Genomic DNA, 26,495 nt, shown 5'->3' with positions numbered 1-26,495 from the left:
TTACTCCAATCCAGTGAAGCGATTGTCGCCGAAAGTACCCGAACGGCGGTCGCCGCCGGGCCTGGTCAGGTGCCTCGTCGAGGCGAGAGCGGACCAGGGCCGGCGGCGAGATCACGATCGGGACTCAGCGCTGCCCGAAGGACTTGAACCGGGAGAAGAGCCCCTGCCGCTGGCCGTTCCCGTTCGCGGTCACCGTCGGCTCCGGCTGCTCCTCGCCGCGCAGCGTCGCCAGCTGGCGCAGCAGCTCGATCTGCTCCTCGTCGAGCCGCGTCGGCACCTGCACGTCGAGGTGCACGTGCAGATCGCCGTGCCCGCTGACCCGCCCGTTGGAGCGCAGCTTCGGCAGACCGCGACCGGTGAGCACGTGCTCGGTGCCCGGCTGGGTGCCCGGCTCCACGGTGAGCTCCTCGGTGTCGTCGAGGGTCTCCAGCGTCAGCACCGTGCCCAGCGCGGCGGCCGTCATCGGCACCGCGACGTTGCAGTGCAGGTCCGCGCCGTCCCGGATGAACCGGTCGTGCGGCTGCTCCTCGACCTCGACGAACAGGTCGCCCGCCGGGCCACCGCCCGGTCCGACCTCGCCCTCACCGGCCAGCCGCACCCGCATGCCGTCGCCGACCCCCGCGGGGATCTTGACGGTGATCGTCCGGCGCTCGCGCACCCGGCCGTCGCCGCTGCACTGCTGGCACGGGTCGGTGATGACCTCGCCGAAGCCGCGGCACACCGGGCACGGGCGCGAAGTCATGACCTGGCCCAGGAAGGAGCGCTGCACCGACTGCACCTCGCCGCGACCCCCGCAGGTGTCGCAGGTCGACGGGGCGCTGCCCGCGCGCGAGCCACCGCCGTCGCAGGAGTCGCAGAGCACCGCGGTGTCCACGGTGATGTCCCGGTTGACGCCGCTGGCGCACTCCTCCAGCGTCAGCTCCAGCCGCAGCAGCGCGTCGGAGCCCGGCTGCACGCGGCTGCGCGGGCCGCGCCCGCCACCTCCGCCGCCACCGGAGCCGCCGAAGAAGGCGTCCATGATGTCGCCGAGGCCGCCGAAACCGGCGAACGGGTCACCACCGCCCATGCCACCGTCGCCGCCGCCCTGGGACAGCGGGTCACCGCCGAGATCCACGACCTGGCGCTTCTTCGGATCGGACAGCACCTCGTAGGCGGTCGTCACCTCACGGAACCGCTCCTGGGCGTTGGCCTCCTGGTTCACGTCGGGGTGCAATTCCCTGGCGAGCTTGCGGTAAGCGCGCTTGATCTGCTCCGGCGTAGCGTCCTTGGCCACCCCGAGGGTCCCGTAATAGTCCCTGGCCACCTGTGCGATCTTCCTCTGCTAGGTCTGCGAGTTCACGTGGACGAGTAGTCGTCCGGCTAGGCGTCAACGGCCTGCCAGGATCTCACCCACATAAGCGGCAACGGCGCGGACCGCCGCCATCGTTCCCGGATAGTCCATCCGGGTGGGGCCGACGACACCCATGCCACCCAGCACCATCCCATGCGTGCCGTAGCCGGTGGACACCACCGACGTCGTCTGCATCTCCTCGGCCTCGTTCTCCATCCCGATGCGCACGGTGACGGTCCGCGAATCGCGAGCCGCCGCGAGCAGCTTCAGCACCACGACCTGCTCTTCGAGCGCTTCGAGCACTTGGCGCAGCGAGTTGGGGAAGTCGGTGACGTTGCGGGTGAGGTTGGGCGTGCCGCCGAGCACCATGCGTTCCTCGGGATGTTCCACGAGGGATTCGATGAGCACGCTCGCGACGCGGGTCATGGCGTCGCGCAACTCCGGCGGCGCCTGGTCCGGCAGTTCCGCCACGGCCGCCGAGGCGTCCGCGAGCCGCTTCTCGGTCATCGCCGAGTTCAGCACGTTGCGCAGCCGGGCCACGTCATCGTCGGTGATCACGTCGCCGAGGTCGACCATCCGCTGGTCCACCCGGCCGGTGTCGGTGATGAGCACCAGCATCAGCCGCGCCGGGGTGATCGTGACCACCTCGACGTGGCGCACCGTCGACCGCGTCAGCGTCGGGTACTGCACCACCGCGACCTGCTGGGTCAGCTGCGCCAGCAGCCGCACGCTGCGGCGCATCACGTCGTCGAGGTCCAGAGCGCCTTCCAGGAAGGCGTCGATGGCTCGGCGTTCGGCGGCGGTGAGCGGTTTGATCTCGTGCAGCCGATCCACGAACAGCCGGTAGCCCGCGTCGGTGGGCACCCGTCCGGCACTGGTGTGCGGCTGGACGATGAACCCTTCCTCTTCGAGCGCGGCCATGTCGTTGCGCACGGTGGCGCTGGAGACGCCGAGGTTGTGGCGGTCGACCAGCGCCTTCGAGCCGACCGGCTCGTTGGTCGACACGAAGTCGGCCACGATCGCCCGCAGGACCTCGAACCGCCGTTGATCGGCGTTCACCACGTCACCTCCGCATCGCCCCAGGCCGCACACCGCTCCCGGTGCGTCTCCCGTCAAGTTTACGGTGCTCGCCCCCACGCCCCGACGCCCTCAGCTGGAATCCGCCTCGGCACGGCTCCCTCGAGAAGGAGGGAGCCGCAACCTCCCTCGATCGTGGTACCGAATATGGCACCGATTTCGGTACCATCCAGGTATGGCTCTCAATCTTCGACTCGGCCCCGAAGCCGAGGCCGCCCTGCGCGCAGAGGCGGAACGGACCGGCCGCTCCCAGCAGGAGTTGCTCCGCGCGGCGGTCGATCAGTTCCTGGGGATCGGCGATGCGCGAGCCCCGCAGCACGAATGGGACCACTTGATCACCTCCGGAAAGGTGCTCCCACCGCGAGGCGTCTACCGGAAGGTCGTCCCCACGAAGACGCTCCCGCCCGGGCAGCACAGCAGCGATCTGCTCGACCGTGACGACCGCTTCTGATGCGCGTCTACGTGGACAGCAGCGCCCTGCTCAAAAGAGCGGTGCGGGAAGCCGAGTCCGAACCGCTTGCCGAGGAGATCGACCGGTTCCACCGCGAGGGCGTGCTGCTGGTCTCGACGTCGCTGGCGTGGACGGAAGTCGCCCGCGCACTGCGCAACAGAGGCTCCATGTCGTACCAGGAAGTGGCCGACGATCTTCGCGCCGCCATGTCCGGGATCGCCGAACATCCGCTGGACTCAGAGATCATGAATCTGTCCCGCCGAGTCGAGCCGGACCTGTTGCGGTCTTTGGATGCGATCCATCTCGCCGCGGCCATCGCGCTGGACGCGGACCTGATGATCACTTACGACGCGCGGCTTGCGGACGCAACCGTGAAAAACGGCATCTTGGTCAGCGCCCCTGGTTAGAACGCGGGATTCCGCCGCGCTGATGCTCACAGCAGGCGTTGGACCACGGCGTCGGCGAGGAGGCGGCCGCGGTCGGTGAGCACGCAACGGCCCGCGCTCAGGGCGTCCGGGCGCAGGAGGCCGTCTTCGGCGGCCTGCTTCGCGGCCAGGACCCCGTCCGCGGTGAGCGCGGACAGCGGGAGTCCTTCGGCGACGCGGAGCTCCAGCATGATCCGCTCCACCCGCTGGTCCTCGGTGTCGAGCAGCTCCCTGGCGTGCGCGGGGGAACGGCCCTCCGCCAGCAGCGCCGAGTAGCGGGCCGGGTGCTTGACGTTCCACCAGCGCACGCCGCCGACGTGGCTGTGCGCGCCGGGACCGGCGCCCCACCAGTCACCGCCCTGCCAGTAGCCGAGGTTGTGCGCGCACCGCGCGGCGTCGCCGGTGGCCCAGTTGGAGACCTCGTACCAGCGCAGACCGACCTCGGCCAGCGTCGAATCGATGATCTCGTAGCGGTCGGCGAGCACGTCCTCGTCCGGCATCGGCAGCTCGCCGCGGCGCACCTTGCGGGCCATCGCGGTGCCGTCCTCGACGATCAGCGAGTACGCCGAGACGTGGTCCACTCCCGCGTCGAGCACCGCGCGCAGCGAGGCCCGCAGGTCGTCGTCGGTCTCCCCCGGCGTGCCGTAGATCAGGTCCAGGTTCACGTGCTCGAAGCCCGCCGCCCGCGCCTCGCGCGCCGCGGTCACGGCTCGTCCCGGAGTGTGGTTGCGCTCCAGCACCCGCAGGACGTGCTCGGCGGCGGACTGCATGCCCAGCGAGACCCGGTTGTAGCCGCCCTCGCGGATGCCGGCGAAGAACTCCGGCGAGGTCGACTCGGGGTTGGACTCGGTCGTGATCTCGGCGTCGGCGGTGAGGCCGAACGAATCCCGGATGGCGGACACCACGGAGGAGAGCCGCTCCGCGCCGAGCAGTGACGGCGTGCCGCCGCCGACGAACACGGTGCGGGCCGCCGGAACCGTCCCGCCGCCGGCGGCCAGCGCCCGCGCGCCGAGGTCGAGTTCGGCGCGCAGCCCGTCCAGCCAGTCCGCGAAACCACCCGAAGAGCCCAGCTCATCGGCGGTGTAGGTGTTGAAGTCGCAGTAGCCGCAGCGCGTGGCGCAGAACGGGACGTGCACGTACACGCCGAAGGGGCGCTCGCCGAGCCCGGTCAGGGCGCTCGCGGGCAGTGATCCGTCCGGCGGAGCCGGTTCACCTGGTGGTGGCTGCGAAGGCACCCGTCCAGTGTCCCAAAGTGCGCGTGAGCAGCCGGAGCGCGCCGGAGTTTGACCCTCGTCTCACTATCCGGTTGACGTTGGACCACAGGGTGGACGCGTGGCACGCTGGCCGTCATGGGTGCGCCCGCAACAAGGCTGCTGTTGGTCGCTCGTCGCTACCTGGATCTGCGACGAGTCTCCAGCGCACTGTGCCGTCTTACGGGCTGAACCCGCCGTCGCGTTCCGAACTGTCCAGTCGGCGCCGGGGACACGCCGACTGCGAGACCTGCTGACTGGCCTCCGCGCGGCGTCGACCCGAGTGCCTCGTCCACCACCACGGAGGTCGGGCCATGGTCCCCCCGACGGAAGCTCAAAGCCGTACCGAGCGCCGCGCCCCAGCCCGCAAGGGCAAGACGCGTGGTGAGGGTCAGTGGGCGCTCGGCTACCGCGAACCGCTGAACGCGAACGAGCGGTCGAAGAAGGACGACAACCCGCTCAACGTCCGCCACCGGATCGAGACGATCTACGCGCACGGCGGCTTCGACTCCATCGACCCCGCCGACCTGCGCGGACGTTTCCGCTGGTGGGGTCTCTACACGCAGCGCGCCGCCGGGATCCCCGGGGCCCGCACCGGCACCATCGAGCCGGAAGAGCTCGACGCCTCCTACTTCATGCTCCGAGTCCGCGTCGACGGCGGCGCGATGACCACCGAGCAGCTGCGCGTCGTCGGTGAGATCTCGCAGACCTACGCCCGCGACACCGCGGACATCACCGACCGGCAGAACGTGCAGCTGCACTGGATCCGGGTCGAGGACATGCCGACGATCTGGGAGAAGCTGGAGTCGGTCGGCCTCTACACCACCGAGGCCTGCGGCGACTGCCCGCGAGTGCTGCTGGGCTCCCCCGTCGCGGGGGTCGCGGCGGACGAGATCATCGACGCCACCCCTGCGATCAAGGAGATCACCGAGCGCTACATCGGTGACAGGTCGCTGTCGAACCTGCCCCGCAAGTTCAAGACCGCGATCAGCGGTTCCCCGCGCTGGGACACCGTGCCGGAGATCAACGACATCTCGCTGGTCGGCGTGGAGCACCCGGAGCACGGCCCCGGTTTCGACCTGTGGGTCGGCGGCGGCCTGTCGACGAACCCGAAGCTGGCCGTGCGGCTGGGCGCCTGGGTGCCGATCGAGGAGGCCGCCGAGGTGTGGCACGCGGTGACCTCCCTGTTCCGCGACTACGGCTACCGCAGGCTGCGGCACCGGGCCCGGTTGAAGTTCCTCGTCGACGACTGGGGCGCCGAGAAGACGCGGCAGGTCATCGAGGACGAGTACCTCGGCCGCAAGCTGCTCGACGGTCCCAAGCCGGAGACGCCGAGCGGGCACCGCGACCACCTCGGGGTGAACCCGCAGGTCGACGGCAACTTCTACGTCGGCGTGAAGTCGCAGGCCGGTCGGGTCAGCGGTTCGACGCTGGTGGAGGTCGCGAAGGCCGCCGAGCGCGTCGGATCCGCCCGCGTGCGAACCACCGTGGAGCAGAACCTGCTGGTGCTGGACGTGCCGCAGCAGCAGGTCGAGGGCCTGGTCGCGGACCTGGCCGGGCTCGGCCTGCACAGCACGCCGACGCCGTGGCGGCGCAACGTGATGGCCTGCACCGGCATCGAGTTCTGCAAGCTCGCGATCGTCGAGACCAAGCAGCGCGCCATCGACCTGATCAACGACCTGGAGCGGCGGCTGGACGACGTCCAGGGCGACGTCAAGGACCCGGTGACGATCAACCTCAACGGCTGCCCGAACGCCTGCGCCCGCACGCAGACCGCCGACATCGGACTCAAGGGCCAGATGGTGCGCGATGACGAGGGCAACCAGGTCGAGGGCTTCCAGGTGCACCTCGGTGGCGGGCTCGGCCTCGACGCCGGGTTCGGCCGCAAGATCCGCGGGCACAAGGTGACCTCGACCGATCTCGGCGACTACGTGGAGCGCCTGGTGCGCAACTACCTCGCCCAGCGCGAGCAGGACGAGCGGTTCGCGCAGTGGGTGGGCCGCGCCGAAGAGGACTCGCTCAAGTGAGTGCCGACGGCGGTGCCGCGCCGGAAGGCCGGATGGTGCCGTTCTACTGCCCTTACTGCGGCGACGAGGAACTGGTTCCGGAGGCGGAACCCGCGGGCGCCTGGAAATGCACGGCCTGCCTGCGGGTGTTCACCGTACGGCTCGTCGGACTGGCGAGCGGCTGAGGAGACGGAGACTCATGACTGCTGAGACCACCACGGACATCCCCGCCACCGGCATCGGCGTGCGCCGCAGCGACGAGGAGCTGCGCGCGCTGGTCGAGGAGGCCGCTCCCCGCCTGGCCGAGGCGAGCGCCGAGGAGGCGCTGCGCTGGGCCGCCGAGACCTTCGGCGACGGCTTGATCGTCGCCTCCAACATGCAGGACGCCGCGCTGGTCGACCTGGCGGCGAAGCAGCAGCCGGGCGTGGACGTGCTGTTCCTGGAGACCGGCTACCACTTCGCCGAGACCATCGGCACCCGCGACGCGGTGGCGCAGGTCTACGACGTGAACATCGTCAACGCGCAGGCCGCGCAGTCGGTGGCCGAGCAGGACGCGGCGGAGGGCCCGAAGCTGCACGACCGCGATCCGGGGCGCTGCTGCTTCCTGCGCAAGGTCGTGCCGCTGCGCGACACCTTGGCCCGCTACGAGGCCTGGGTGACCGGGGTGCGCCGGGTTGAGGCCCCGACGCGGGCGAACACGCCGATCGTGACCTGGGACGACCGCAACGGCCTCGTCAAGATCAACCCGGTCGCGGCGTGGAGCGACGACGAGATGAACGCCTACATCGAGCAGCACGGCGTGCTGGTGAACCCGCTGGTGCCCGCCGGCTACCCGTCGATCGGCTGCGCGCCGTGCACGGCGAAGCCCGCGCCGGGCGCCGACCCGCGCAGCGGGCGCTGGGCGGGAACGTCGAAGACCGAATGCGGCCTGCACGGCTGATCAGAAGGAGTCCTTGCGGATCGAGTCGCGCGGCGGATCGATCAGCGGAACCGCAGCGGCTTCCTCGCTGACGAGCCACAGGACTAGGACCACCGTGCAAGGACTCGCCTGCACGCACACCCGGAGAGGATGGGTATGACCGCCGAGCAACAGCTCGACCTGCCGGAGGACCCGGTGTCCACGGGGGCACCGCCGCAGGTCGACAACCTCGACGCCCTGGAGTCCGAGGCCATCCACATCTTCCGCGAGGTGGCAGGGGAGTTCGACCGGCCGGTGATCCTGTTCTCCGGCGGCAAGGACTCGACGGTGCTGGCGCACCTGGCGATCAAGGCGTTCCGCCCGGCGGCGGTGCCGTTCCCGCTGCTGCACGTGGACACCGGGCACAACTTCGACGAGGTCATCGCGTTCCGCGACCGGCTCGTCGCGAAGCACGACCTGCGGCTCGTGGTGGCCTCGGTGCAGGACTACATCGACGACGGCAGGCTCACCGAGCGCCCCGACGGCATCCGCAACCCGCTGCAGACCACGCCGCTGCTGGACGGGATCACGGAGAACAAGTTCGACGCGGTCTTCGGCGGCGGCAGGCGCGACGAGGAGCGGGCGCGGGCGAAGGAGCGCATCTTCAGCCTGCGCAACGCCTTCGGCCAGTGGGATCCGCGCCGCCAGCGCCCGGAGCTGTGGAACCTCTACAACGGCAGGCACCGTCCCGGTGAGCACGTGCGGGTGTTCCCGCTGTCGAACTGGACGGAACTCGACATCTGGCGCTACATCCAGCGCGAGAAGATCGAGCTGCCGGACATCTACTACGCGCACCGCCGCGAGGTGTACCAGCGCGACGGCATGTGGCTGACCTCGGGACCGTGGGGCGGCGCCCGCGACGGCGAGACCGTCGAGGAGAAGATCGTCCGCTACCGCACCGTCGGCGACGGCTCCTGCACGGGCGCCGTGGAGTCCGAGGCGTACACGGTGGACGACGTGATCGCCGAGGTCGCCGCGAGCCGGCTCACCGAGCGCGGCGCGACGCGGGCCGACGACCGGATGTCGGAGGCCGCGATGGAGGACCGCAAGCGGGAGGGCTACTTCTGATGACCGAGACCACGACCCGCACCGCACCGGATTCCGGTGCCGAAGTGGTGCTGCCGGTGCACACGGACCTGCTGCGGTTGGCCACTGCCGGTTCGGTCGACGACGGCAAGTCGACCCTGGTGGGCCGGTTGCTGCACGACACGAAGTCGGTGCTGGCCGACCAGCTGGACGCGGTGCACCGCGCCAGCGCGGACCGGGGCCTGCAGACGCCGGACCTGTCGCTGCTGGTGGACGGCCTGCGCGCGGAGCGCGAGCAGGGCATCACGATCGACGTGGCCTACCGGTACTTCGCGACGCCGAAGCGGACGTTCGTGCTCGCCGACACCCCGGGGCACGTGCAGTACACCCGCAACACGGTGACCGGCGCGTCCACGGCGCAGCTGGCGATCCTGCTGGTGGACGCGCGCAAGGGCGTCATCGAGCAGACCCGCAGGCACGCGGCGGTGCTGGCGCTGCTGGGCGTGCCGCAGCTGGTGCTCGCCGTCAACAAGATCGACATGGTGGACTACGGCGGCGCGATCTACGAGCGCATCGCCGCGGAGTTCGCCGGGCACGCCCGCGCGCTCGGCTACGCCGACGACGACGTGGTCACGATCCCGGTGTCGGCGCTGCACGGCGACAACGTGGTGGAGCGCTCGGAGCGCACCCCGTGGTACTCGGGGCCCGCGCTGCTGGAGCACTTGGAGACGGTGCCGGTCGCGCCGGACCCGTTCGACGCGCCGTTCCGGATGCCGGTGCAGTACGTGATCCGGCCGCGCACGGCCGAGCTCCCGGACTACCGCGGCTACGCGGGCCAGGTGTCGGCGGGCGTGATCGCGCAGGGCGACGAGGTCGTCGTGCTGCCCGCGGGCATCCGCACTCGTGTGTCCCAAGTGGACACTCCGGACGGGCCGGTGCCGCGCGCCGCGGCAGGGCGTTCGGTGACGTTGCTGCTGGAAGATGACGTGGACCTGTCCCGGGGCGATCTGATCGCCGCGGCGGACTCCGCGCCGCGGGTCACCGACGAGCTCGACGCCACCGTCTGCTGGCTGGCCGAGAAGCCGTTGCAGCCGGGCGCGCGGGTGCTGGTCAAGCACGGCACCCGGACCGTGCAGGCCATGGTGACGGAGCTGTCGGCGCGCTTCGACGAGCAGGAACTGGCCAGTGTGGACACTCCGGATGCGTTGCAGCTCAACGAGATCGGTCGCGTGCAGCTGCGCACCGCCGAGCCGCTGCCGGTGGACGAGTACGCCGAGTCCCGGCGCACCGGCTCGTTCCTGGTGATCGACCCGGCGGACGGCACCACGCTGGCCGCCGGCCTGATCGGGCTGCCGCTGGCTCCGCTCGCGGCGGCCGTCGCGAGCTGACGCGGTGCGGCCCGCCCTGATCGCCGTCGCGCACGGCAGCCGGGACCCTCGCTCGGCGCGCACCGTCCACGCCCTGCTGGACGTGGTGCGCGCCGAGCGCCCCGACCTGGACGTGCGCGCCGCCTTCCTGGACCTGTCCGCGCCGCGGGTGGGCGACGTGCTCAGCGCGGTGCACGCCGACGGGCACCGCGAAGCGGTGATCGTGCCGCTGCTGCTGGGCAGCGCCTTCCACGCGAAGGTGGACCTGCCCGCCGTCGTCGCCGAGGCGGGCGCGCGGCTGCCGGGGTTGCGGCTGCGCACCGCGGACGTGCTCGGTCCGGACCCGCTGCTGGAGTCGGCGGCGCTGGACCGGCTCGCCGAAACCGGTGCCACCACGGCGGATTCCGAGCTGGGCGTGGTGCTCGCCGGGGTCGGCTCGGCGCACGCCCCGGCCAACCGGCTCGTCGCGCGGGTCGCCGAGCGGTGGCAGCAGCGGACTTCGTGGGCGGGCGCGGTCGCCGCGTTCGCGACCGCCGCCGAACCCGACGTGCCCGCCGCGATCTCCCTGCTGCGGGAACGCGGTGCCCGCCGGATCGCGGTGGCGTTCTGGTTCCTCGCCCCCGGCCTGCTCACCGACCGCGTCATCGACGCCGTCGAGACCCACGCCGCGGGGGATTCCCCGCTGATCGCCGCGCCGATGGCCGACTCCCCCGCCGTCGCCGAGCTCGTCCTCACCCGCCACGCGCAGGCCCTGGACCGCGACGAGGACACCACCGGCGTCGCGTGATCCGGCCACTCACATGGCGGAATCCCCGGATTCACGGTTCGACGTTCGGCCCAGCGCGCGGCGCCGAGCGGGGCAGCGGATTGGGCCGTTCTTGCGGAATTCCGACAAGTTCGCCCAGGTGCGCAACCATCCGGGCAAGATGCGGTTCGTGCGGCCCCGACATGGGCGCACCGACGCCCGGCGGCGGCCCGGTTACCCCGACTTCGGGTCGCCGCCGGGTGGCCCGGTTCGTCCGGAGCCGCCCGGTTCCTCACCCCTCCGGCTGAGATCACCCTCGCTGACGCAGGGTGTTTTTGTGGAACACTAAACTTCACCCCAAGTGGCCATGAGAGAGTGCGGATCAACTACGCGACGGTGGTGCGTCGCAGCGCAGCCGAGCGGTATCGCGGCGCGAAACCACACTTTCGGGTGAGCCAGTGAACCTCGGCGGCAAGGATCAAGGTGCAACGACAAGTCGGGGGCGAGTGCGGGAGATGAACACCCAGCAACCGAGCCGGCCGGTGATCACGCCGGCCATGCGGGAGCAGGCCGCCAAACAGCCGAACACCTGGCTGTACGTGGTGGATCCGATCTTCAGCGACCCGAACGCGGAAGTGCCGCCCTGGGGCTTCATCGGCGGCTACCGGGTCGACGAACGCGGCGAGCTCACCGACGACTTCTCCCCGAACCCGAACTACCGCCCCTCCCCGGTCGCGCTGCGGCTGCCCGCGCCGACCAACGACGTCGAGCGCGCGCTGCAGCTGACCACCACCGGCTACGCGCAGGCCCCCACCCTGCTCGCGGCGCTGCTGGACGCCGAGCTGATCCTGTTCGCACAGCCTCAGGGCAGCGGCCTGTTCACCATGGACCACGACTCGGGGCGCCGGCAGCTGCAGCTGTTCACCTCGGACGCCTACCTCCCGGCGAACTGGACGACCTGGCAGCGCATGACCGGCAGGCAGCTCGTCGAGCGCAACCCCACCGGTATGGACCTGCAGATCAACCCGACGAGCCAGGTCAAGGCACGCATCCCCGGCGAAGACCTGATCAAGTCGGCCGGTACCCGCGGCGCTCCGACCCCCGCACCCGCGAACCCCGCTCCGGACGTCACGCAGCCCGCGAAGGTGCCGACCGCCGAGCAGCAGGCCCCGGACCCCATCACCAGCGACCGGGGGCAGCGCTTCCTCGGCAGCGTGCTGGCCGCCGCCGCGGGCGACGCGCTGGGCGCACCGATCGAGACGTACCCGGTGGAGCAGATCCGCAGCCGCTTCGGCGAGCGCGGCGTCACCGACTACGAGCGCGGCGGCGACCACCCCGGCGAGTTCACCGACGACACGCAGCTGATCCTGTTCACGCTGGAAGGCCTCATCCGCGGCCACGTCGCGGCGCGGGGCGGCGCCACCGGCGGCCCGCTGGCCGCCGTCCAGCTCGGCTACCAGCGCTGGCTGCACACCCAGGGCCACGCGTGGTCGCGGGCGGCGGGCCCGTTCGCCGAGCGGCACCCGGAGCCCGACGGCTGGCTCATCGCCGAACGCGACCTGTTCGCCGTGCGCTCCCCGAACAGTGAGTGCATCACCGCGCTGCGCGAGTTCGCCTCCATCGGCGCGCCCGGCACGTTCCAGCGCCCCATCAACGACTCCGACGACAACACCGGCGTGGTGCGCGCGGCACCGTTCGCGCTGTGGTCCGAGGACCCGCGCGAGGTGTTCCGGCTCGCCGCGGCCGGTGCCGCGCTGACCTGCTCGAAGCCCAGCGGCTACCTGCCCGCCGGGGTGCTCGCCGTGCTGGTGCACGGCCTGCTGGGCGGCGCCACGCTGCCGGAGGCGCTGAACGCGGCCCGCGACCTGCTCGTCGAGTGCGACGGGCACCAGCAGACCGAGCGGTTGTTGCTGGTCGCCGAGGACCTCGCCGCGCAGGGCGCGCCGACCGCGGAACAGATCAAGGACCTGCTCGGCGGCGGCTGGACCGGGCACGAGGCCCTGGCCATCGCCGTGTGCGCGGCGCTGAGCCACGACGGCATCGGCCCCGCCGTGATGGCCGCGGTGAACCACTCCGGCGACAGCGATTCGACGGGGGCCATCTGCGGTGCGATCGTCGGTGCCCGCGAAGGCGTGTCCGCGATGCCGGGAGTGTGGCTGCGCGACCTCAAGCAGCGGGAGACGATCGAGAAGCTGGCCACCGACGCGCTGGTGGAATTCGGCCCGCAGCCGCGCACCGACGAGACCTGGTCGCAGCGCTACCCCGCCGAGCGGGACCTCATCGACCTGGACTTCGAGTCCGAGCTGCCGCGCACCGTGCGGGACAACGCCGTGGCGCGGACCTCCGAGCAGCCCGCGGTCCAGGACGGCGCCAAGGCGGCGAGCGGCGAGCAGGCCGCGAAGGGCGACGCCGGGACCGGCACCGCCGCGACGACCGCGGGGAAGTCCGATCCGGTGGCGCGGTTCCCGATCCCGGCGGGCGCGTCCGCCGGGAAGACCGAGTCCGCCGCGGGTGGTTCGGCGAAGCAGGACGAGACCGCGCCGGCCGCGCAGTCCACTTCGGACTCCGCTGCCGAGCTGGCGCCCGGTGGCCGGACCGCCGCCGCCGTCCCGGCGGACGGGTCCGAGGACTCCGCCGCGCCCGCTGCCGCCGAGGAAGCGGCCTCCGCGGACGAGCCCGCGCAGCAGACCACCGGGAAGCCCCCGGTTCCGGCGGACGAGGAGGACTCGGCCGACGACGAGGCGGCGCAGGCCCCCGCCGACGCCGAGAAGTCCGGCACTCCGCCGCTGCCCACCATGGGCTCCTGGCCCACGTCCTCCCCGGCGAACGGCGAGACCGCCCCGCCGCAGGAGAAAGCCCAGGCCGCACCGGCGGCGCAGCAGCCCGCGACCCGCCCGGCGACGCCCCAGCCCTCCTACAGCGGCCCCACCCGCACCCTCAGCGAGCCCGCGACCGAGCGCGGCGCCCGCATCCTCGGCTGCCTGCTCGGCGGCGCGGTCGGCGACGCCCTCGGCTACCCCGTCGAGGACGACTCGATCGAGACCATCCGCGCCAAGCACGGCGCCGCGGGCGTGGTCGACTTCGTCGACGCGCACCGCCCCGGCGGCTCGATCAGCGACGACACCCAGCTGACCCTGTTCACCACCGACGGCCTGATCCGCGCCTCGATCCGCCGCAGGCTCTACGACGAGACAGATCCGGCGCCGCAGGTCCAGCACGCCTACCAGCGCTGGCTGCACACCCAGGGCTTCGACTGGAAGGAAGCGGGCGGCCCGATCGCCGCCGCGCCGCCGGACGGCTGGCTGATCCGGGAGAAGGGCCTGTTCGTGCGCCGCGCGCCGGGCGCCACCTGCGTGCAGGCGTTGCACGCCTACGCCACCAGCGGCCGACTGGGCACCCTGACGAACCGGATCAACGACTCCAAGGGCTGCGGCGGCGTGATGCGCGCGGCCCCGGCCGGTTTCTGGTCGGCGGACCCCACCGAGACGTTCCGGGTGGGTGCGGCGACCGCCGCGCTCACCCACGGGCACCCGAGCGGGTTCCTGCCCGCGGGCGCGCTGGCCGTCATCGTGGCCCAGCTGCTCAGCGGCCGATCGCTGCCGGAGGGCGTGGATCGCGCGCTCACCGAGCTGTCCGGGTGGGAAGGCCACGAGGAGACCACGAGCGCGCTGCGCCGGGCGATCGAACTCGCCACCGAGGGCACTCCCACCCCGGAGCAGATCCAGCACCGGCTCGGCGAAGGCCGGGTCGGCGAGCAGGCGCTGGCCATCGCGGTGTGCGCCGCGCTCGCCCGGCCGTCCTCCTACGCCGACGCCGTGGTGCTGGCCGCGAACCACTCCGGCGACAGCGACGCGACCGCCTCGATCTGCGGGAACATCATGGGCGCCGCGCACACCGCGAGCGCCGTTCCGCACGCGTGGCGGCAGCGGGTGGAGCTGGGCGAGGTCATCGAGCAGCTCGCGCGGGACGCGACGGAGGAGTTCGGGGAGCACCCGCCGTCGGTCCCGGAGTGGCTGCGCCGCTACCCCGCGGGCAGCGCGCCCGGGGCGAAGGCGGCGCCGCCGCGCAAGCCCGAGCGCCCGGCCGAGCCGAAGCAGCGCACGGCGGTGCCGGAGACCGCGGCGGAGACCACCGCGGTGCTCGCCCCGATCCCGGCCATCACCGACGACGAGCCCGCTCCGCCGGCTGCGGGGGCCGCTCCGGCGTCCGCGGCTCCGCGAGCACCCGAGGCTTCTCCGGCTTCCGCGACTCCAGCGGCACCCGAGGCCTCCCCGGCGTCGGCGACGCCGCAGGCGGCCAAGGCTTCCGCGACTACTGCGGCATCCGAAGCGCCCGCGGTCTCGGAGGCTCCGGCCACGCCGGAGGCCCCAGCAACGTCGACATCTCCGGCCACGCCGGAGGTTCCCGCACCGTCGAAGTCCCCGGCCACGCCGGAGGTTCCCGCCGCGGCGGAGGTTCCCGCCGCTGCCGAGACCGCTGCCCCGGCCGATGCTTCCGCCGACGAGGAGGCCGGCGACGGCCTCAACGACGAGGAACTGCGGCTGCTCGCCGCGTGGCGCAAGTTCCGCGACGGCGAGGACGACACCCCCAACGACCTCTCCGAAGGCCTGCACAAGCTGCTCCAGGAGGCGTTCGGCGCCGAACGCGCCGCGCAGCTGGTGGCCGCGGGCGAAGCCGACGGGGAGCTCGCCGAGGAGGTCCCGGCGGCGCTGGACCGCCTGGACCGGCTCGCCGGATGCGCCCTGGGCGTGCTCGCGGGCGACGCGCTGGGCGCACCGTGGACGTTCCTGTCCCAGCGGGCGATCCTGCGCCGCAATCCGGACGGCGTCCGCGAACCGGCCGAGTACCTCGGCGGCCGCGGCCGGTCCACCGCGGTGGGCCAGCAGTCGGTGTTCGTGCTGGACGGACTGCTGCGCAGCACCGTCCACAACGGACTGAACCGGCCCGGCGCCGAGCCGGTGGACCTGGTGCGCGGCACCCTGCAGCACTGGGTGCTCACCCAGGGGGCGCCGATCGAGCCCGCCGTGCGGCCCGCCGCGCTCGCCGAGCAGGCCGTGCTGCGCGTGCAGCGGTTCCCCGACGAGGCCACCCTCACCGCGCTCGCCGGATGGGACGGCGAGAGCGCCGCCCCCACTCCGAGCACCCCGCCGAACCAGGCCACCGGCGCGGCCGCCGCGGCGCGGGGCGCCGTGGTCGGGCTGCACGCCGACACTCCCGGCGCGGCCGTCGAACTGGGCATCACGATCGGCGTGCTCACCCACGGCCACCCGGACGGCTACCTCCCGGCTGCGGCGGTCGCCGCGATGGTCGCCGCGCTGCGCGACGGCCAGACCCTGGCCGAGAGCGTGCACACCACGCTCAACGAGCTGAAGGCCTGGGAGGGCAACGAGAACACGGTCCGCTCGCTGCGCGACGCGCTCGAACTGGCCGAGCACGGCCCGGTTCCGGTGCCGGCGCTGGAGAAGCTCGGGGCCGGCAGGCACGCCCCGGCCGCGCTCGGTGTCGCGGTGGCCGCGGCCTTGACGCACCCCGACTCGTTCGCGGACGCGGTCGCGCTGGCCGCGACGCACTCCGGTGACTCCGCCGCCACCGCGGCCCTGTGCGGCGGGCTGCTCGGAGCGGCGCGCGGTGCGGCGGAGATCCCGCCGGAGTGGCTCGACCAGCTGGAGCTGCACGACCAGGTGGAGCAGCTGATCACCGACGCGCGCCGCGCCGAGACCGACCTGACCCCCGACGGCACGGCACCGGACTGGACCAAGCGCTACACGGGCTGAGGCGCCCTGGGGCCCGGTGCGCGCGAGGACTTCGCGGGCGGTGCCGCGCCAGCGCTGGGAGTAAGCGACCAGGGCGCTCGGCACCGCCACGAGTTCGCGGGGACGGCGCAGCGAAGGCGCTCGCCAAGGTGGTCCCGCGACGAGCAGGCCGAGGCACTGTCGCTCCCGCTGAGCAGCGCCCTCGGCCGGTGCCCCGCCAACGGCCGCCCCACTGGGCGGCATCCGGCTCGATCCCTGCGGGTGTCTCGCGAACACGACGATGTCCCGTCGGCCGCGCCGCTCGCGGCATCGATCCCGCAGCGAGCAAGCCGCCGGGGCCGCGCTGAACGACCGCCGTCGCGGATCGGGTTCGACGCCGGGTGCCGAGTTTCCACCACCCGCACCGCCGCGCAGAACAAGATCGAAGACAGGCAGTAACGTTGCACGGGTGACGGACGCGAGGGCCTCCGACGGGCTCACCGAGGCGGAACGGGCGTTGCTGGCGGCATACCGGGAACGGCGCCGTTCGGCGACGCCGGATTCGGCGACCGCGCGCTCGGATTCCGCCGAGGGCGCGGAATCCGACACGCCCGGACCGGGCACCTCGCCCTTGGCGTCGGCCGAGCCCGCCGACGCCGATGAGCGGCTGCTGCTGGAGAAGTGGCGGTCGTGGCGGGATCGTCCGCTGACCCGGCCGCCGTGGTTCGCGGCGTTGCGCCAGCGCATCGGCACCGATCCGGCACCGCCGGTGCCCGCGACCGGCCTCGCCGACGACTCCGGCTACCGGGCGGACGCCGCGAGCCGGTTCGCCGGGATGCTGCTGGGCGCCGCCTGCGCCGAATTCACCGTCGCGGGCCGCATCGGCGAACGCACCACGTCGGCGCTGTTCGCGCTGGAGGGCGTGATCCGCGCGCACACCGCGCTGCGCGTGCACGGCGCCGCCGACGTCCCCGCCTCCGTCCTCAATGGACTGCAGCGGTGGCTGCACACCCGCGGGATCCCGTGGCAGGACTGCGTCGCCGACCCGGCCGAAGGACCGGACGGCTGGCTGGTCGACCGGCCCGAGCTGCGCGCCGACTCGGTCGACGACCCGGCGCTGCTCACCGCGCTGACCAGGATCGCCGCCGGGGACAGGGCCTCCGCGCACGCGTCCGGCGCGTCGGGCGTACCGCTGGGCGCCGTGGCGGCGCTGTGGTCGGGCACCGCTGTGTTCGGCGGCGCCAAGGACCTCGCCGCCCTGTCCCACGGCCACCCGGACGGGCACCGTCCCGCCGGAGCGCTCGGCGTCGCGATCTCCCTGCTGCTGCGCGGAATTCCGCTGCACGAGAGCCTGTCCCGGGCCGTCGCGTCCTGGGAACCCGCCGACTCCCGGCCCGCGCTGCTGGACCGCGCGCTGCGCCTCGGCGCGACCAGCCCGGTCGGCTTCGCCCCCGGAGCCGCCCAGCTCGACGCGATGGGCGCGGGCCGCACCGGCACCGAGGCGCTCGCCGTGGCGTTGCGCGTCGCCGCCGCGTGCCCCGACGACTTCACCACCGCCGTCGCCGCCGCGGCCGACCACGGCGGCGACACCCGGACCACGGCCGTGCTGTGCGGCCAATTGCTCGGAGCCGCCCACGGGCCCGCCGCGATTCCCCTACCGTGGGCCGAGAAACCCGCCGCGCTCGCGGTGCTGGAACGGCTCGCCGAGGACGCCACCACCGAATTCGGTCCCTACCCGGACGAATCCGCCGAGTGGCTCCAGCGGTACCCCGTCGGCGCCCCTGCGCACGCCCCCGACCGGAGAAGGAGCCTGCACGCCGTGCCCAGACTCGCCGCCTCCAGGGACCGCTTCCTCGGAGCGGTGCTGGGATGCGCCATCGGTGAAGCACTCGGCACGCCCATCGCGGGCAGCGGCTGGGACGACATCCAGGACCGGCACGGGCCGCAGGGCCTGCGCAACTACGTGCCCGCCGGGCATCCCGCGGGACGCCTCGGCAGCGACACCCAGCTGCTGCTGTTCTCGCTCGAAGGCACCATCCGCGCCGGGGTGAGCCGCCGTACCGGCGAGGTCGCCGACCCGTCCCGGCACATCCAGCACGCCTACCAGCGCTGGCTGCACACCCAGCACCTCAGCTGGGGGCGCGCGGCGGGCGAATTCCTCAAGCACACCCCCGCCCCGGACGGCTGGCTGGTGGGGCACCGCGCCCTGTACCAGACCCGGAACCCGGGCCGCACCATGATGCGCACGCTCATCGCGTTCGCCAAGGGCCAACAACCGATGGGCACCCCGGACCACCCGGTCAGCGACTCGCAGGGCAGCACGGCGGTGATGCGGGCGGTCCCCGCGGCGTTATGGAGCGACGACCCGGCGGAGGTGTTCCGCGTCGGGCAGAACACGGCCGCGCTCACCCACGGCGATCCGGTCGCCTACCTCAGCGCGGGCACGCTCGCGTTCCTGGTGTCCCGGCTGCTCACCGGCTGCGACCTCGCCACTGCCGTCGACGAGGCGCTGGACGAGCTCAGCGGGCACCGCGGTCAGCAGGAGGTCTCCCGCAAGGTCGCCGCCGCGGTGCGCTACGCCGCGTCCGCCGAGACCACGCCGACCCACCTGGAAACCGGCATCGGCAACGGCTGGAGCGCCGCCGACGCGCTCGGCATCGGCCTGTACGCCGCGCTGGTGGCCGACGGCGACATCGACGTCGCGCTGCCGCTGGCGGTCAACCACTCCGGCAACTCCGCCACCACCGGCGCCGTCTGCGGCAGCCTCGTCGGCGCGCAGGCGGGGGCGGCGAAGATCCCGGACCGGTGGCGCACCGAGCTCGAACTGCACGACGTGATCGAACAGCTCGCCCACGACGCGAGCCTGGAGTTCGGCCCGCACCCCCCGGACACCGAAGACTGGACGACGCGCTACCCACCGACGTGAGGGCTTGCGTTCGCGCTCGGCCCGCGTAGTCGGGTATCGGAACCTCGGTTGTCATCTCACGGCGGGATTTTTCCCAAGTGGGCGCCGAAGAGCCGTCCGCACAAGAGGAAGGCCGAGCACCAGCGAGCGGTCGTCTCGTCACCGCTCAGCGGCGGGGACGAACGCCGCCAACCCGTCACGAAAGCGCGGGCTCCGGTGTTCCGGGCCTGGCTCCGATGCCGTCGGTGCGGCTAACGTGCGGCGCATGGGCGACGAACTCGTGCACCGCACCGTCGACGCGGGCATCGCGACGATCACGCTGGACTCCCCGCACAACCGCAACGCGCTGTCCGCGCAGCTGCGCCGCGAACTGCGCGATCACCTGGCCGCGGCGCTGGCCGAGGACACCGTGCGGGTCGTCGTGCTCGCCCACACCGGACCGGTGTTCTGCGCCGGGATGGACCTCAAGGAATCCCGCTCCGCCGACGCGGACCAGCAAGGCGTGCGGGAGCTGCCCGAACTGCTCGAAGCGCTGTGGACCAGCCCGAAACCGGTCATCGCGAAACTGGCGGGGCCGGCGCGGGCCGGTGGTGTCGGCATCGTCGCGGCCTGCGACCTCGCCGTGGCCGCGGACACCGCGACGTTCGGCTTCTCCGAGGTGCGCATCGGCGTGGTGCCCGCGGTCATCTCGCTGACCGTGCTGCCCCGGCTGCAACCGCGCGCCGCGCACGAGCTGTTCCTGACCGGGGAGAACTTCGACGCGGCCCGCGCCGTCGAGATCGGCCTGCTGAATTCGGCGGTCCCCGCGGAGTCGCTGGACGCGGAGGTCGCCCGCTACGCCGACCTGCTCACCCGTGGCGCTCCGAACGCCTTGGCCGCCACCAAGGAACTGCTGCGGCGCCCGCGCGCGGCCACCATCAGCGAGGACTTCGACGCCGTCCTCGAGCTCTCCGCGAGCCACTTCGCCTCCGAGGAGGGCCAGGAGGGCATCCGCGCCTTCGCCGAGAAGCGCCCGGCCGCCTGGATCCCCCGCCGCCCGGAGTGATCGCGGGCGGGAACGCTCAGTCGCGGGTGAGGATCGTGGCGAAGCCGCGGCCGCAGATCGTGTTGCTGGCGGCGTCCTGCAGCACCGTGTTGATCTTCGCGTAGGCCTTCGGGTCGTGCTCCGCGAGGTTCTGCGCGCCGGACCAGATGAGCACGTGCTCGCCTTCCGGCAACCAGGACAGGTCGGTCAGGCAGTCGTAGAGCGCGTCCAGGTTGCGCCCGGCCCACTCCGGGAACGACAGCACCGCCGCGATCCCGTCCAGCGCGGTCCGCTTGTTGATCAGGTCGCTGCCGTCGAGCACGTGCACGGACGCACCGCGCCGCTCCGCGTCCTCAGCCGCCGTCTTCGCGCTCACGCCAGGCTGCTCCAGCTTGCCCACCGCCGGCTCCTTCCGGATTACCTGAGGCTTTTTCGTCGCAAACATCCCACTCAACCACACACGTCAACAACCAGGAACAGGTGTTGTTCACCGCAATGCCGAGGCGATGCGCCACGGTCCGGAGCCCGCACGGTCACGCCAGCGACGCGGACGGCCCCGGAAGGGCGAACGCTCGCCACGGCACCGCCGAGACCGATGAATCCGGCAGAACGGGCACAGCCTGCCACACCAGCGTGCCCCCGCCGTCAACCGGCGTCGCGGAACGGTGCCCCGTCGTGCCCTGCTGGACGAACCACCCGATGACGACCAGCGCGATCAGGCCGACCAGGGCGATGGTGATGCGCTTGCGCGAACTCAACCTGCTCACGACACGTCCGTTCCGCGCGGGGTCCGCACCGGCGGCTCGGCGTCGCGCACTCGGGTCAGCTTCGCGCCGATCCCGTCGATGGCCCGGTCGAGGACGCGCGCCAGGTACCAGCACACCGGCAGCAGCACGACCAGGACCAGGGTCACCAGCAGCGGGTACCACAGCTGAACGAGCCACAGCTCGACGCCGTCCCACCACTCGAACAGCCAGTCCATCACGAGGCGCCAGCGTACGCCGGGACCTTCCGGGCCTCATCCCGCCCCGGCCGCGGCACGGCACCGGGGCCGTGCCGCGCGGCGACGGCGGTCACGGGGTGCCGGTGACCTCGGGGGACGCTTCGGCGGAGCGCTCCGAGTGCTCCCGGATGGAGCGGATGATGGCGCCGAAGTCGTACCCGCCGCCGCCTTCCTCGTTGAACCGCTGGTACAGCTCCGTGGCCAGCCGCCCGATCGACGCGTCGGTGCCGCTCTGCCGCGCCGCCGACTCCGCCAGCTTCAGGTCCTTGAGCATCAGGGCGGCCGAGAAGCCCGGCTCGTAGTCGTGGTTGGCGCGGCTGGTCTCCACCAGGTCCGGCACCGGGCAGTTCGTGGTCAGCGCCCAGCACTGGCCGGTGGAGATCGACGCCACGTCGTAGAGCGCCTGGTTGCTCAAGCCGAGCCGCTCGCCCAGCACGAAGGCCTCGCCGACGGCGACCATCGAAGCCCCGAGGATGAGGTTGTTGCACATCTTGGTGACCTGGCCGTTGCCCGGACCACCGCAGTGGATCACCTTGCGGGCCATCGGCTCCAGCAGCGACTCCGCGCGCTGGAAGTGCTCCTCGGCACCGCCCACCATGAACGTGAGGGTGCCCGCCTCCGCGCCCGCCGTGCCGCCGGAGACCGGCGCGTCCAGCGAACCGAAGCCCTCCGCCCCGGCCAGCTCGTGGGCGGCCCTGGCGTCGGCGACGTCGACCGTCGAGGAGTCGACGAGCAGCGCGCCCGGTTCCGCCGCGGGCAGCACCTGCTCGTAGCAGTCCAGCAGGTGCTTGCCGCTGGGCAGCATCGTGATCACCGCTTCGGCACCGGCGACGGCCTCGGCGGCCGAGTCGGCCACGGTCACCCCGTTCGCGCGCGCCGCGTCCAGCGCCGCGGGCACCAGGTCGAACCCGCGCACGGTGTGCCCGGCCCTGACCAGGTTCGCCGACATCGGGCCGCCCATGTGGCCCAGCCCGATGAAACCGATGACAGCCATTGTCATGTTCCCTTCTGCGGGTGCGGTGGTTCGATCCGGGCGCGCGGCCCGGGTGCTCAGGACCTGCCTTCGACCTCGGCCTGCGCGGGGCGGGCAGCGGAACCTCGCGCTCGACGTCCGCAACGCAGCTCACCCGGCAGGCGAGGTCAACGGCAGGCGGTCAGCCCGACAGGCCCAGTTCGTCCGCGCCGAGCGGGGCGAAGAACCGCTGCACCTGGTCTTCGCCCACGTCGTCGAGCCGGTTCGGCGACCACTTCGGGTCGCGGTCCTTGTCCACGAGGGTGGCGCGCACGCCCTCCACGAAGTCGCCCGCGGTGAGGCAGCGCAGCGCGATCCGGAACTCCTGGTCGAGCGCGACCTCCAGCGTGCCGGGGCGGCTGCGCAAGGCGCGCAGCGTCAGCTTCAGCGAGGTCGGGGACTTCGACTCGATGGCGTCCGCGGCCTTGCCGGCCGCCTCCTCCGGCCGGGCGCGCAGCCGCGCGAGGATCTCCGCCACGTCGTCCCCGGCGTAGGCGGCGTCGATCCACTCCCGCTGCGCCGCCACCGGGGACTCCGGTGCGGGCTCGGCGAACCTGGCCAGCGCCGCGTCCGCGTCACCGGTGGTCAGCGCCTTGACGAGATCGTCGATGCGCTCGCTGGGCAGGTAGTGGTCGGCCAGCCCCAGCGCCACCGCGTCCGCGCCGCCGACGGGCGCGCCGGTCAGCGCCAGGTGCGTGCCGAGCTCGCCGGGGGCCTGCGAGAGCAGGAACGTACCGCCGACGTCGGGCACGAAGCCGATGCCGACCTCCGGCATGCCGATCTTCGTCCGTTCCGTCACGACCCGGTGCGAACCGTGCGCGGAGATGCCGACCCCGCCGCCCATGCAGACGCCGTCCATCAGCCCCACGACCGGCTTCGGGTAGTGCGCCAGCATCGTGTTGAGCCGGTACTCCTCGCTCCAGAACGCCTTCGGCAGCGAGTCGTCCTGCGCCTTCGCCGCGTCGTAGAGCGCCCGGATGTCGCCGCCCGCGCACAGGCCGCGTTCGCCCGCGCCCTCGATGAGCACCACCTGGACCTGGTCGTCGGAGCTCCACCGCCGCAGCGCGGCGGTGATCTCCCGGACCATCTCCAGGGTCAGCGAGTTGATCGCTTTGGGGCGGTTGAGCGTGATGCGTCCGAGCGCGCCCTCGACGCTGAGCAGAACCTGCTCCGGGGCGGGTGTTGTCATGATGCCGACTCCAGCAGTCCACGGGAAATGATCAGTCGCATGATCTCGTTCGTGCCCTCGAGGATCTGGTGCACGCGCAGGTCGCGCACGATCTTCTCCAGGCCGTACTCGGCAAGGTATCCGTATCCACCGTGGATCTGAAGCGCCTCGTTCGCCACGGTGAAGCCCACGTCGGTGGCCAGCCGCTTGGCCATCGCGCACAGCCTCGTCGCGTCCCCGTCGCGGGAGTCCAGCGCCCACGCGGCGCGCCACAGCAGCATCCGCGCGGCCTCCAGCTCGGTGGCCATGTCGGCGAGCTTGAACTGCAGCACCTGGAACTCGCTGAGCTTCGAGCCGAAGGCGCTGCGCTCCCGCACGTAGCCGAGGCTCTGGTCCAGTGCGGCCCGCGCACCGCCCAGCGAGCAGGACGCGATGCTGAGCCTGCCGCCGTCCAGCCCGGCCATGGCGATCTTGAACCCGATCCCCTCGGGGCCGAGGCGCCTGCTCTCCGGAACCCGCACGCCGTCGAGGATCACCTGGCGGGTGGGCTGGGCGTTCCAGCCCATCTTCTTCTCGTTCGGCCCGAACGAGAGCCCCTCGGAGCCGCTTTCGACGATGAACGTGGAGATGCCCTTCGAGCCGCTCTCCCCGGTCCGCGCCATCACCACGTACACGTCGGAGCTGCCGCCGCCGGAGATGAACTGCTTCACCCCGGTCAGCACGTAGTCGTCGCCGTCGCGCACCGCTCGGGTCTGCAGCGCCGCCGCATCGGACCCGGCTTCTGGTTCGGTGAGGCAGTAGCTCGCGCGGGTCTCCAGCGCGCACAGCGACGGCAGCCAGCGCGCCCGCTGCTCGGCGTCGCCGAAGCGGTCGATCATGCCCGCGACCATGTTGTGGATCGACAGGTACGCCGCCACCGAGGGATCACCGGAGGCCAGCGCCTCGAAGATGAGCACCGACTCGAACCGGCTCAGCCCGGTGCCGCCGTAGGCCTCGTCGACGTAGATGCCCCCGATGCCCAGCTCACCGGCGGCCCGCAGCACGTCGACCGGGAAATGCTTGTCCTGGTCCCACTGCACCGCGTGCGGCGCGAGCTGCTCGACCGCGAACTCGCGGGCGAGCTGCTGGATCGCCCGCTGGTCCTCGGTCAGCGCGAACGGCGACACCGCGCCGGAAGGTCCGGAAACCGCTGCTACCGACACGTTCACTCCTACCTTCGAGTTTCCCGGGCAGGACCAGCCGACGTGGTGCGGCCGGCCCTGCCCGCTGCCGAGTCAGTTCATGGTCGGGATGGTGAAGCTGGCGCCTTCCTTGAGCCCGGAGGGCCAGCGCGAGGTCACCGTCTTCGTCTTGGTGTAGAACTTGATCGAGTCCGGCCCGTGCTGGTTGAGGTCGCCGAACCCGGAGCGCTTCCAGCCGCCGAAGGTGTGGTACGCGATCGGCACCGGGATCGGGACGTTCACGCCGACCATGCCCGCGTTCACGCGGCTGGTGAACTCGCGCGCGGCGTCGCCGTCCCTGGTGAAGATCGCGACGCCGTTGCCGTACTCGTTCTCGCTGGGCAACCGGAGCGCTTCCTCGTAGTCGGCGGCGCGCACGATCGACAGCACCGGCCCGAAGATCTCCTCGCGGTAGATCCGCATGTCCGTTGTGACGTGGTCGAACAGCGAGGCGCCCGCGAAGAACCCGTCCTCGTGGCCCTCCAGCGAGAACCCGCGGCCGTCGACGACCAGCTCGGCGCCCTCCTCGACCCCGGCGGCGACGAGCTCGTCGACCCGCTGCAGCGCCTGCTTCGTCACCAGCGGGCCGAAGTCCGCGGTCTCGTCGAAGCTGGTGCCGATCTTGAGCTTGCGGACCCGCTCGGTGAGCTTGTCCACCAGCGCGTCCGCGGTGGGCTGCCCCACCGGAACCGCCACCGAGATCGCCATGCAGCGCTCGCCCGCCGAGCCGTAGCCCGCGCCGACCAGCGCGTCCACCACCTGGTCGAGGTCGGCGTCCGGCATCACGATCATGTGGTTCTTGGCGCCGCCGAAGCACTGCGCGCGCTTCCCGTGCGCGGCGGCGGTGCTGTAGATGTACTCGGCGATCGAGGAGGAGCCGACGAACCCGACCGCCTCGATGCGCGGGTCGGTGAGCACCGCGTCGACCGCGACCTTGTCGCCGTTGACCACGTTGAGCACGCCCGGCGGCAACCCGGCCTCGATGAACAGCTCCGCGAGCCGCAGCGGCACCGAGGGATCGCGCTCGGAGGGCTTGAGCACGAACGTGTTGCCCGCGGCGATGGCCGGCGCCGCTTTCCACAGCGGGATCATCGCGGGGAAGTTGAACGGCGTGATGCCCGCGACCACACCCAGCGGCTGGCGCATCGAGTACACGTCGATGCCGGTGCCCGCGTTCTCGCTGTACTCGCCCTTGAGCAGGTGCGGGATGCCGACGGCGAACTCGGCGACCTCCAGGCCGCGCTGGATGTCGCCCTTGGCGTCGGGGACGGTCTTGCCGTGCTCGGCGGACAGCAGCCGGGCCAGCGAGTCCATCTCCTCGTTGACCAGCTGCAGGAAGCGCATCATGATCCGGGCGCGCTTCTGCGGGTTCTGCGCCGCCCACGCGGGCTGCGCCTCCGCGGCGTTGGCGATCGCGGCGGAGACCTCCTGGGTCGACGCCAGCGGCACCTTGGCCTGCACCCGCCCGGTGTTCGGGTCGAAGACGTCACCGAAGTTCCCGGAGGTTCCGGCGACACGCTTGCCGCCGATGAAGTGCTCCAACTCCTGGGACATACCGCACCGCACCTTTCGCCGATCTCACCGTTGATCCCGGACGGGCCCGCGCTCACCGGATCGAGCCTTCCCCGGTTCGCAATTTAGTCGGGCTTCCAACCTTCGGTCACCCAATCATCACTCTAGTCGGTCCGGCTGCTACAGGTGCCGCACGTCACAGCATTCGAACGGGTGAAGCCCTCGTTCGGCCGATTCCCGGGAGGAGGTGCGCACCGCCGTTGAGCTGCGAGGAGGGCCGGATT

Annotated in this window: 22 protein-coding genes; 12 read left to right on the top strand and 10 right to left on the bottom strand. The window is 72.3% G+C overall.

Features of this window, described 5'->3' with window-relative positions:
- Positions 1 to 124 precede the first annotated feature (124 nt).
- Both dnaJ and hrcA read right to left on the bottom strand, forming a co-directional pair.
- On the bottom strand, positions 125 to 1,303 hold the full coding sequence (dnaJ, locus tag BJ969_RS05125; RefSeq protein WP_184477712.1) for a molecular chaperone DnaJ: 1,179 nt from the start codon (positions 1,301 to 1,303) through the stop codon (positions 125 to 127).
- A gap of 63 nt (positions 1,304 to 1,366) precedes the next feature.
- Entirely contained in the window at positions 1,367 to 2,392 is a 1,026-nt protein-coding gene (gene hrcA / locus BJ969_RS05120) for a heat-inducible transcriptional repressor HrcA (RefSeq protein WP_184477711.1), read from the bottom strand.
- A gap of 190 nt (positions 2,393 to 2,582) precedes the next feature.
- Between hrcA and BJ969_RS05115 the strand changes: the two genes are divergently transcribed.
- Together BJ969_RS05115 and BJ969_RS05110 are read left to right on the top strand one after the other, a co-directional pair.
- Positions 2,583 to 2,858 carry a ribbon-helix-helix protein, CopG family gene (locus tag BJ969_RS05115; RefSeq protein ID WP_184477710.1) on the top strand — a complete coding sequence of 92 codons (276 nt, stop codon included), beginning with the start codon at positions 2,583 to 2,585 and terminating at the stop codon, positions 2,856 to 2,858.
- Entirely contained in the window at positions 2,858 to 3,265 is a 408-nt protein-coding gene (locus BJ969_RS05110) for a PIN domain-containing protein (RefSeq protein ID WP_184477709.1), read from the top strand. The genes BJ969_RS05115 and BJ969_RS05110 overlap by 1 nt, the downstream gene beginning before the upstream one ends.
- A 26-nt stretch (positions 3,266 to 3,291) precedes the next feature.
- Here BJ969_RS05110 and hemW read toward each other — a convergent pair whose 3' ends face one another.
- Positions 3,292 to 4,518, bottom strand: a complete 1,227-nt coding sequence (gene hemW, locus BJ969_RS05105; protein WP_184477708.1) for a radical SAM family heme chaperone HemW — start codon at positions 4,516 to 4,518, stop codon at positions 3,292 to 3,294.
- Between the two features lie 114 nt (positions 4,519 to 4,632).
- On the opposite strand from hemW, the gene BJ969_RS30960 reads away from it, so the two are divergent.
- From BJ969_RS30960 to BJ969_RS05060, 10 genes are all read left to right on the top strand, one after another.
- The gene (locus tag BJ969_RS30960; protein ID WP_416309439.1) at positions 4,633 to 4,725 is read left to right on the top strand and encodes a putative leader peptide; all 93 of its coding nucleotides are present in this window, start codon (positions 4,633 to 4,635) and stop codon (positions 4,723 to 4,725) included.
- Positions 4,726 to 4,847: 122 nt separating this feature from the next.
- Positions 4,848 to 6,560: a nitrite/sulfite reductase gene (locus BJ969_RS05100; protein ID WP_184477707.1), complete on the top strand. Its 1,713-nt coding sequence runs from the start codon at positions 4,848 to 4,850 to the stop codon at positions 6,558 to 6,560.
- On the top strand, positions 6,557 to 6,724 hold the full coding sequence (locus BJ969_RS05095; RefSeq protein WP_425503525.1) for a hypothetical protein: 168 nt from the start codon (positions 6,557 to 6,559) through the stop codon (positions 6,722 to 6,724). Before BJ969_RS05100 ends, BJ969_RS05095 begins: the two co-directional genes overlap by 4 nt.
- A gap of 14 nt (positions 6,725 to 6,738) precedes the next feature.
- A complete protein-coding gene (locus BJ969_RS05090) occupies positions 6,739 to 7,479 on the top strand; it encodes a phosphoadenylyl-sulfate reductase (RefSeq protein ID WP_184477706.1) in 741 nt (246 codons plus the stop codon).
- Positions 7,480 to 7,614: 135 nt separating this feature from the next.
- Positions 7,615 to 8,565, top strand: coding sequence for a sulfate adenylyltransferase subunit CysD (gene cysD, locus BJ969_RS05085; protein ID WP_246456684.1), 951 nt, complete (start codon positions 7,615 to 7,617; stop codon positions 8,563 to 8,565).
- Positions 8,565 to 9,911 carry a sulfate adenylyltransferase subunit 1 gene (locus tag BJ969_RS05080; RefSeq protein ID WP_184477705.1) on the top strand — a complete coding sequence of 449 codons (1,347 nt, stop codon included), beginning with the start codon at positions 8,565 to 8,567 and terminating at the stop codon, positions 9,909 to 9,911. Before cysD ends, BJ969_RS05080 begins: the two co-directional genes overlap by 1 nt.
- A gap of 4 nt (positions 9,912 to 9,915) precedes the next feature.
- Positions 9,916 to 10,677: a CbiX/SirB N-terminal domain-containing protein gene (locus BJ969_RS05075; RefSeq protein ID WP_184477704.1), complete on the top strand. Its 762-nt coding sequence runs from the start codon at positions 9,916 to 9,918 to the stop codon at positions 10,675 to 10,677.
- A gap of 473 nt (positions 10,678 to 11,150) precedes the next feature.
- On the top strand, positions 11,151 to 16,409 hold the full coding sequence (locus BJ969_RS05070) for a type VII secretion system-associated protein (RefSeq protein ID WP_184477703.1): 5,259 nt from the start codon (positions 11,151 to 11,153) through the stop codon (positions 16,407 to 16,409).
- Between the two features lie 427 nt (positions 16,410 to 16,836).
- The gene (locus tag BJ969_RS05065) at positions 16,837 to 19,293 is read left to right on the top strand and encodes an ADP-ribosylglycohydrolase family protein (protein WP_343071236.1); all 2,457 of its coding nucleotides are present in this window, start codon (positions 16,837 to 16,839) and stop codon (positions 19,291 to 19,293) included.
- Positions 19,294 to 19,537: 244 nt separating this feature from the next.
- Positions 19,538 to 20,317 carry an enoyl-CoA hydratase-related protein gene (locus tag BJ969_RS05060; RefSeq protein ID WP_184477702.1) on the top strand — a complete coding sequence of 260 codons (780 nt, stop codon included), beginning with the start codon at positions 19,538 to 19,540 and terminating at the stop codon, positions 20,315 to 20,317.
- Positions 20,318 to 20,333: 16 nt separating this feature from the next.
- Here the strand turns inward: BJ969_RS05060 and BJ969_RS05055 are convergent, their stop codons facing one another.
- The 7 genes from BJ969_RS05055 to BJ969_RS05025 form a co-directional block, all read right to left on the bottom strand.
- Positions 20,334 to 20,696 carry a barstar family protein gene (locus BJ969_RS05055; protein WP_343071235.1) on the bottom strand — a complete coding sequence of 121 codons (363 nt, stop codon included), beginning with the start codon at positions 20,694 to 20,696 and terminating at the stop codon, positions 20,334 to 20,336.
- A 133-nt stretch (positions 20,697 to 20,829) separates the two neighbouring features.
- Entirely contained in the window at positions 20,830 to 21,063 is a 234-nt protein-coding gene (locus BJ969_RS30030) for a hypothetical protein (protein WP_246456683.1), read from the bottom strand.
- On the bottom strand, positions 21,060 to 21,278 hold the full coding sequence (locus BJ969_RS05045) for a hypothetical protein (protein ID WP_221316169.1): 219 nt from the start codon (positions 21,276 to 21,278) through the stop codon (positions 21,060 to 21,062). Before BJ969_RS05045 ends, BJ969_RS30030 begins: the two co-directional genes overlap by 4 nt.
- 91 nt (positions 21,279 to 21,369) lie before the next feature.
- Complete coding sequence (gene mmsB / locus BJ969_RS05040; protein ID WP_184477699.1) at positions 21,370 to 22,293, bottom strand: 3-hydroxyisobutyrate dehydrogenase; 924 nt, start codon at positions 22,291 to 22,293, stop codon at positions 21,370 to 21,372.
- A gap of 160 nt (positions 22,294 to 22,453) precedes the next feature.
- Positions 22,454 to 23,500: an enoyl-CoA hydratase/isomerase family protein gene (locus BJ969_RS05035; protein ID WP_184477698.1), complete on the bottom strand. Its 1,047-nt coding sequence runs from the start codon at positions 23,498 to 23,500 to the stop codon at positions 22,454 to 22,456.
- Positions 23,497 to 24,681 (bottom strand): acyl-CoA dehydrogenase family protein, encoded by a 1,185-nt coding sequence (locus tag BJ969_RS05030; protein ID WP_343071234.1) that lies wholly within the window; start codon positions 24,679 to 24,681, stop codon positions 23,497 to 23,499. Before BJ969_RS05030 ends, BJ969_RS05035 begins: the two co-directional genes overlap by 4 nt.
- A 72-nt stretch (positions 24,682 to 24,753) precedes the next feature.
- Positions 24,754 to 26,253: a CoA-acylating methylmalonate-semialdehyde dehydrogenase gene (locus BJ969_RS05025; RefSeq protein ID WP_184477697.1), complete on the bottom strand. Its 1,500-nt coding sequence runs from the start codon at positions 26,251 to 26,253 to the stop codon at positions 24,754 to 24,756.
- Between the last annotated feature and the right edge of the window lie 242 nt (positions 26,254 to 26,495).

Source organism: Saccharopolyspora gloriosae, assembly GCF_014203325.1.
Classification (GTDB): Bacteria; Actinomycetota; Actinomycetes; order Mycobacteriales; family Pseudonocardiaceae; genus Saccharopolyspora_C; species Saccharopolyspora_C gloriosae.
Note: the sequence above shows the minus strand (reverse complement) of the source record. Positions and strands in the feature narration are given on the sequence as shown.

Bases quoted from the DNA above. Each gene is read 5' to 3' on its own strand.
- BJ969_RS05115 (WP_184477710.1), top strand. From the start codon at position 2,583: ATGGCTCTCAATCTTCGACTCGGCCCCGAAGCCGAGGCCGCCCTGCGC.
- BJ969_RS05110 (WP_184477709.1), top strand. From the start codon at position 2,858: ATGCGCGTCTACGTGGACAGCAGCGCCCTGCTCAAAAGAGCGGTGCGG.
- BJ969_RS30960 (WP_416309439.1), top strand. From the start codon at position 4,633: ATGGGTGCGCCCGCAACAAGGCTGCTGTTGGTCGCTCGTCGCTACCTG.
- BJ969_RS05100 (WP_184477707.1), top strand. From the start codon at position 4,848: ATGGTCCCCCCGACGGAAGCTCAAAGCCGTACCGAGCGCCGCGCCCCA.
- BJ969_RS05090 (WP_184477706.1), top strand. From the start codon at position 6,739: ATGACTGCTGAGACCACCACGGACATCCCCGCCACCGGCATCGGCGTG.
- cysD (WP_246456684.1), top strand. From the start codon at position 7,615: ATGACCGCCGAGCAACAGCTCGACCTGCCGGAGGACCCGGTGTCCACG.
- BJ969_RS05080 (WP_184477705.1), top strand. From the start codon at position 8,565: ATGACCGAGACCACGACCCGCACCGCACCGGATTCCGGTGCCGAAGTG.
- BJ969_RS05070 (WP_184477703.1), top strand. From the start codon at position 11,151: ATGAACACCCAGCAACCGAGCCGGCCGGTGATCACGCCGGCCATGCGG.
- BJ969_RS05060 (WP_184477702.1), top strand. From the start codon at position 19,538: ATGGGCGACGAACTCGTGCACCGCACCGTCGACGCGGGCATCGCGACG.
- BJ969_RS05045 (WP_221316169.1), bottom strand. From the start codon at position 21,278: ATGGACTGGCTGTTCGAGTGGTGGGACGGCGTCGAGCTGTGGCTCGTT.
- mmsB (WP_184477699.1), bottom strand. From the start codon at position 22,293: ATGGCTGTCATCGGTTTCATCGGGCTGGGCCACATGGGCGGCCCGATG.
- BJ969_RS05035 (WP_184477698.1), bottom strand. From the start codon at position 23,500: ATGACAACACCCGCCCCGGAGCAGGTTCTGCTCAGCGTCGAGGGCGCG.
- BJ969_RS05025 (WP_184477697.1), bottom strand. From the start codon at position 26,253: ATGTCCCAGGAGTTGGAGCACTTCATCGGCGGCAAGCGTGTCGCCGGA.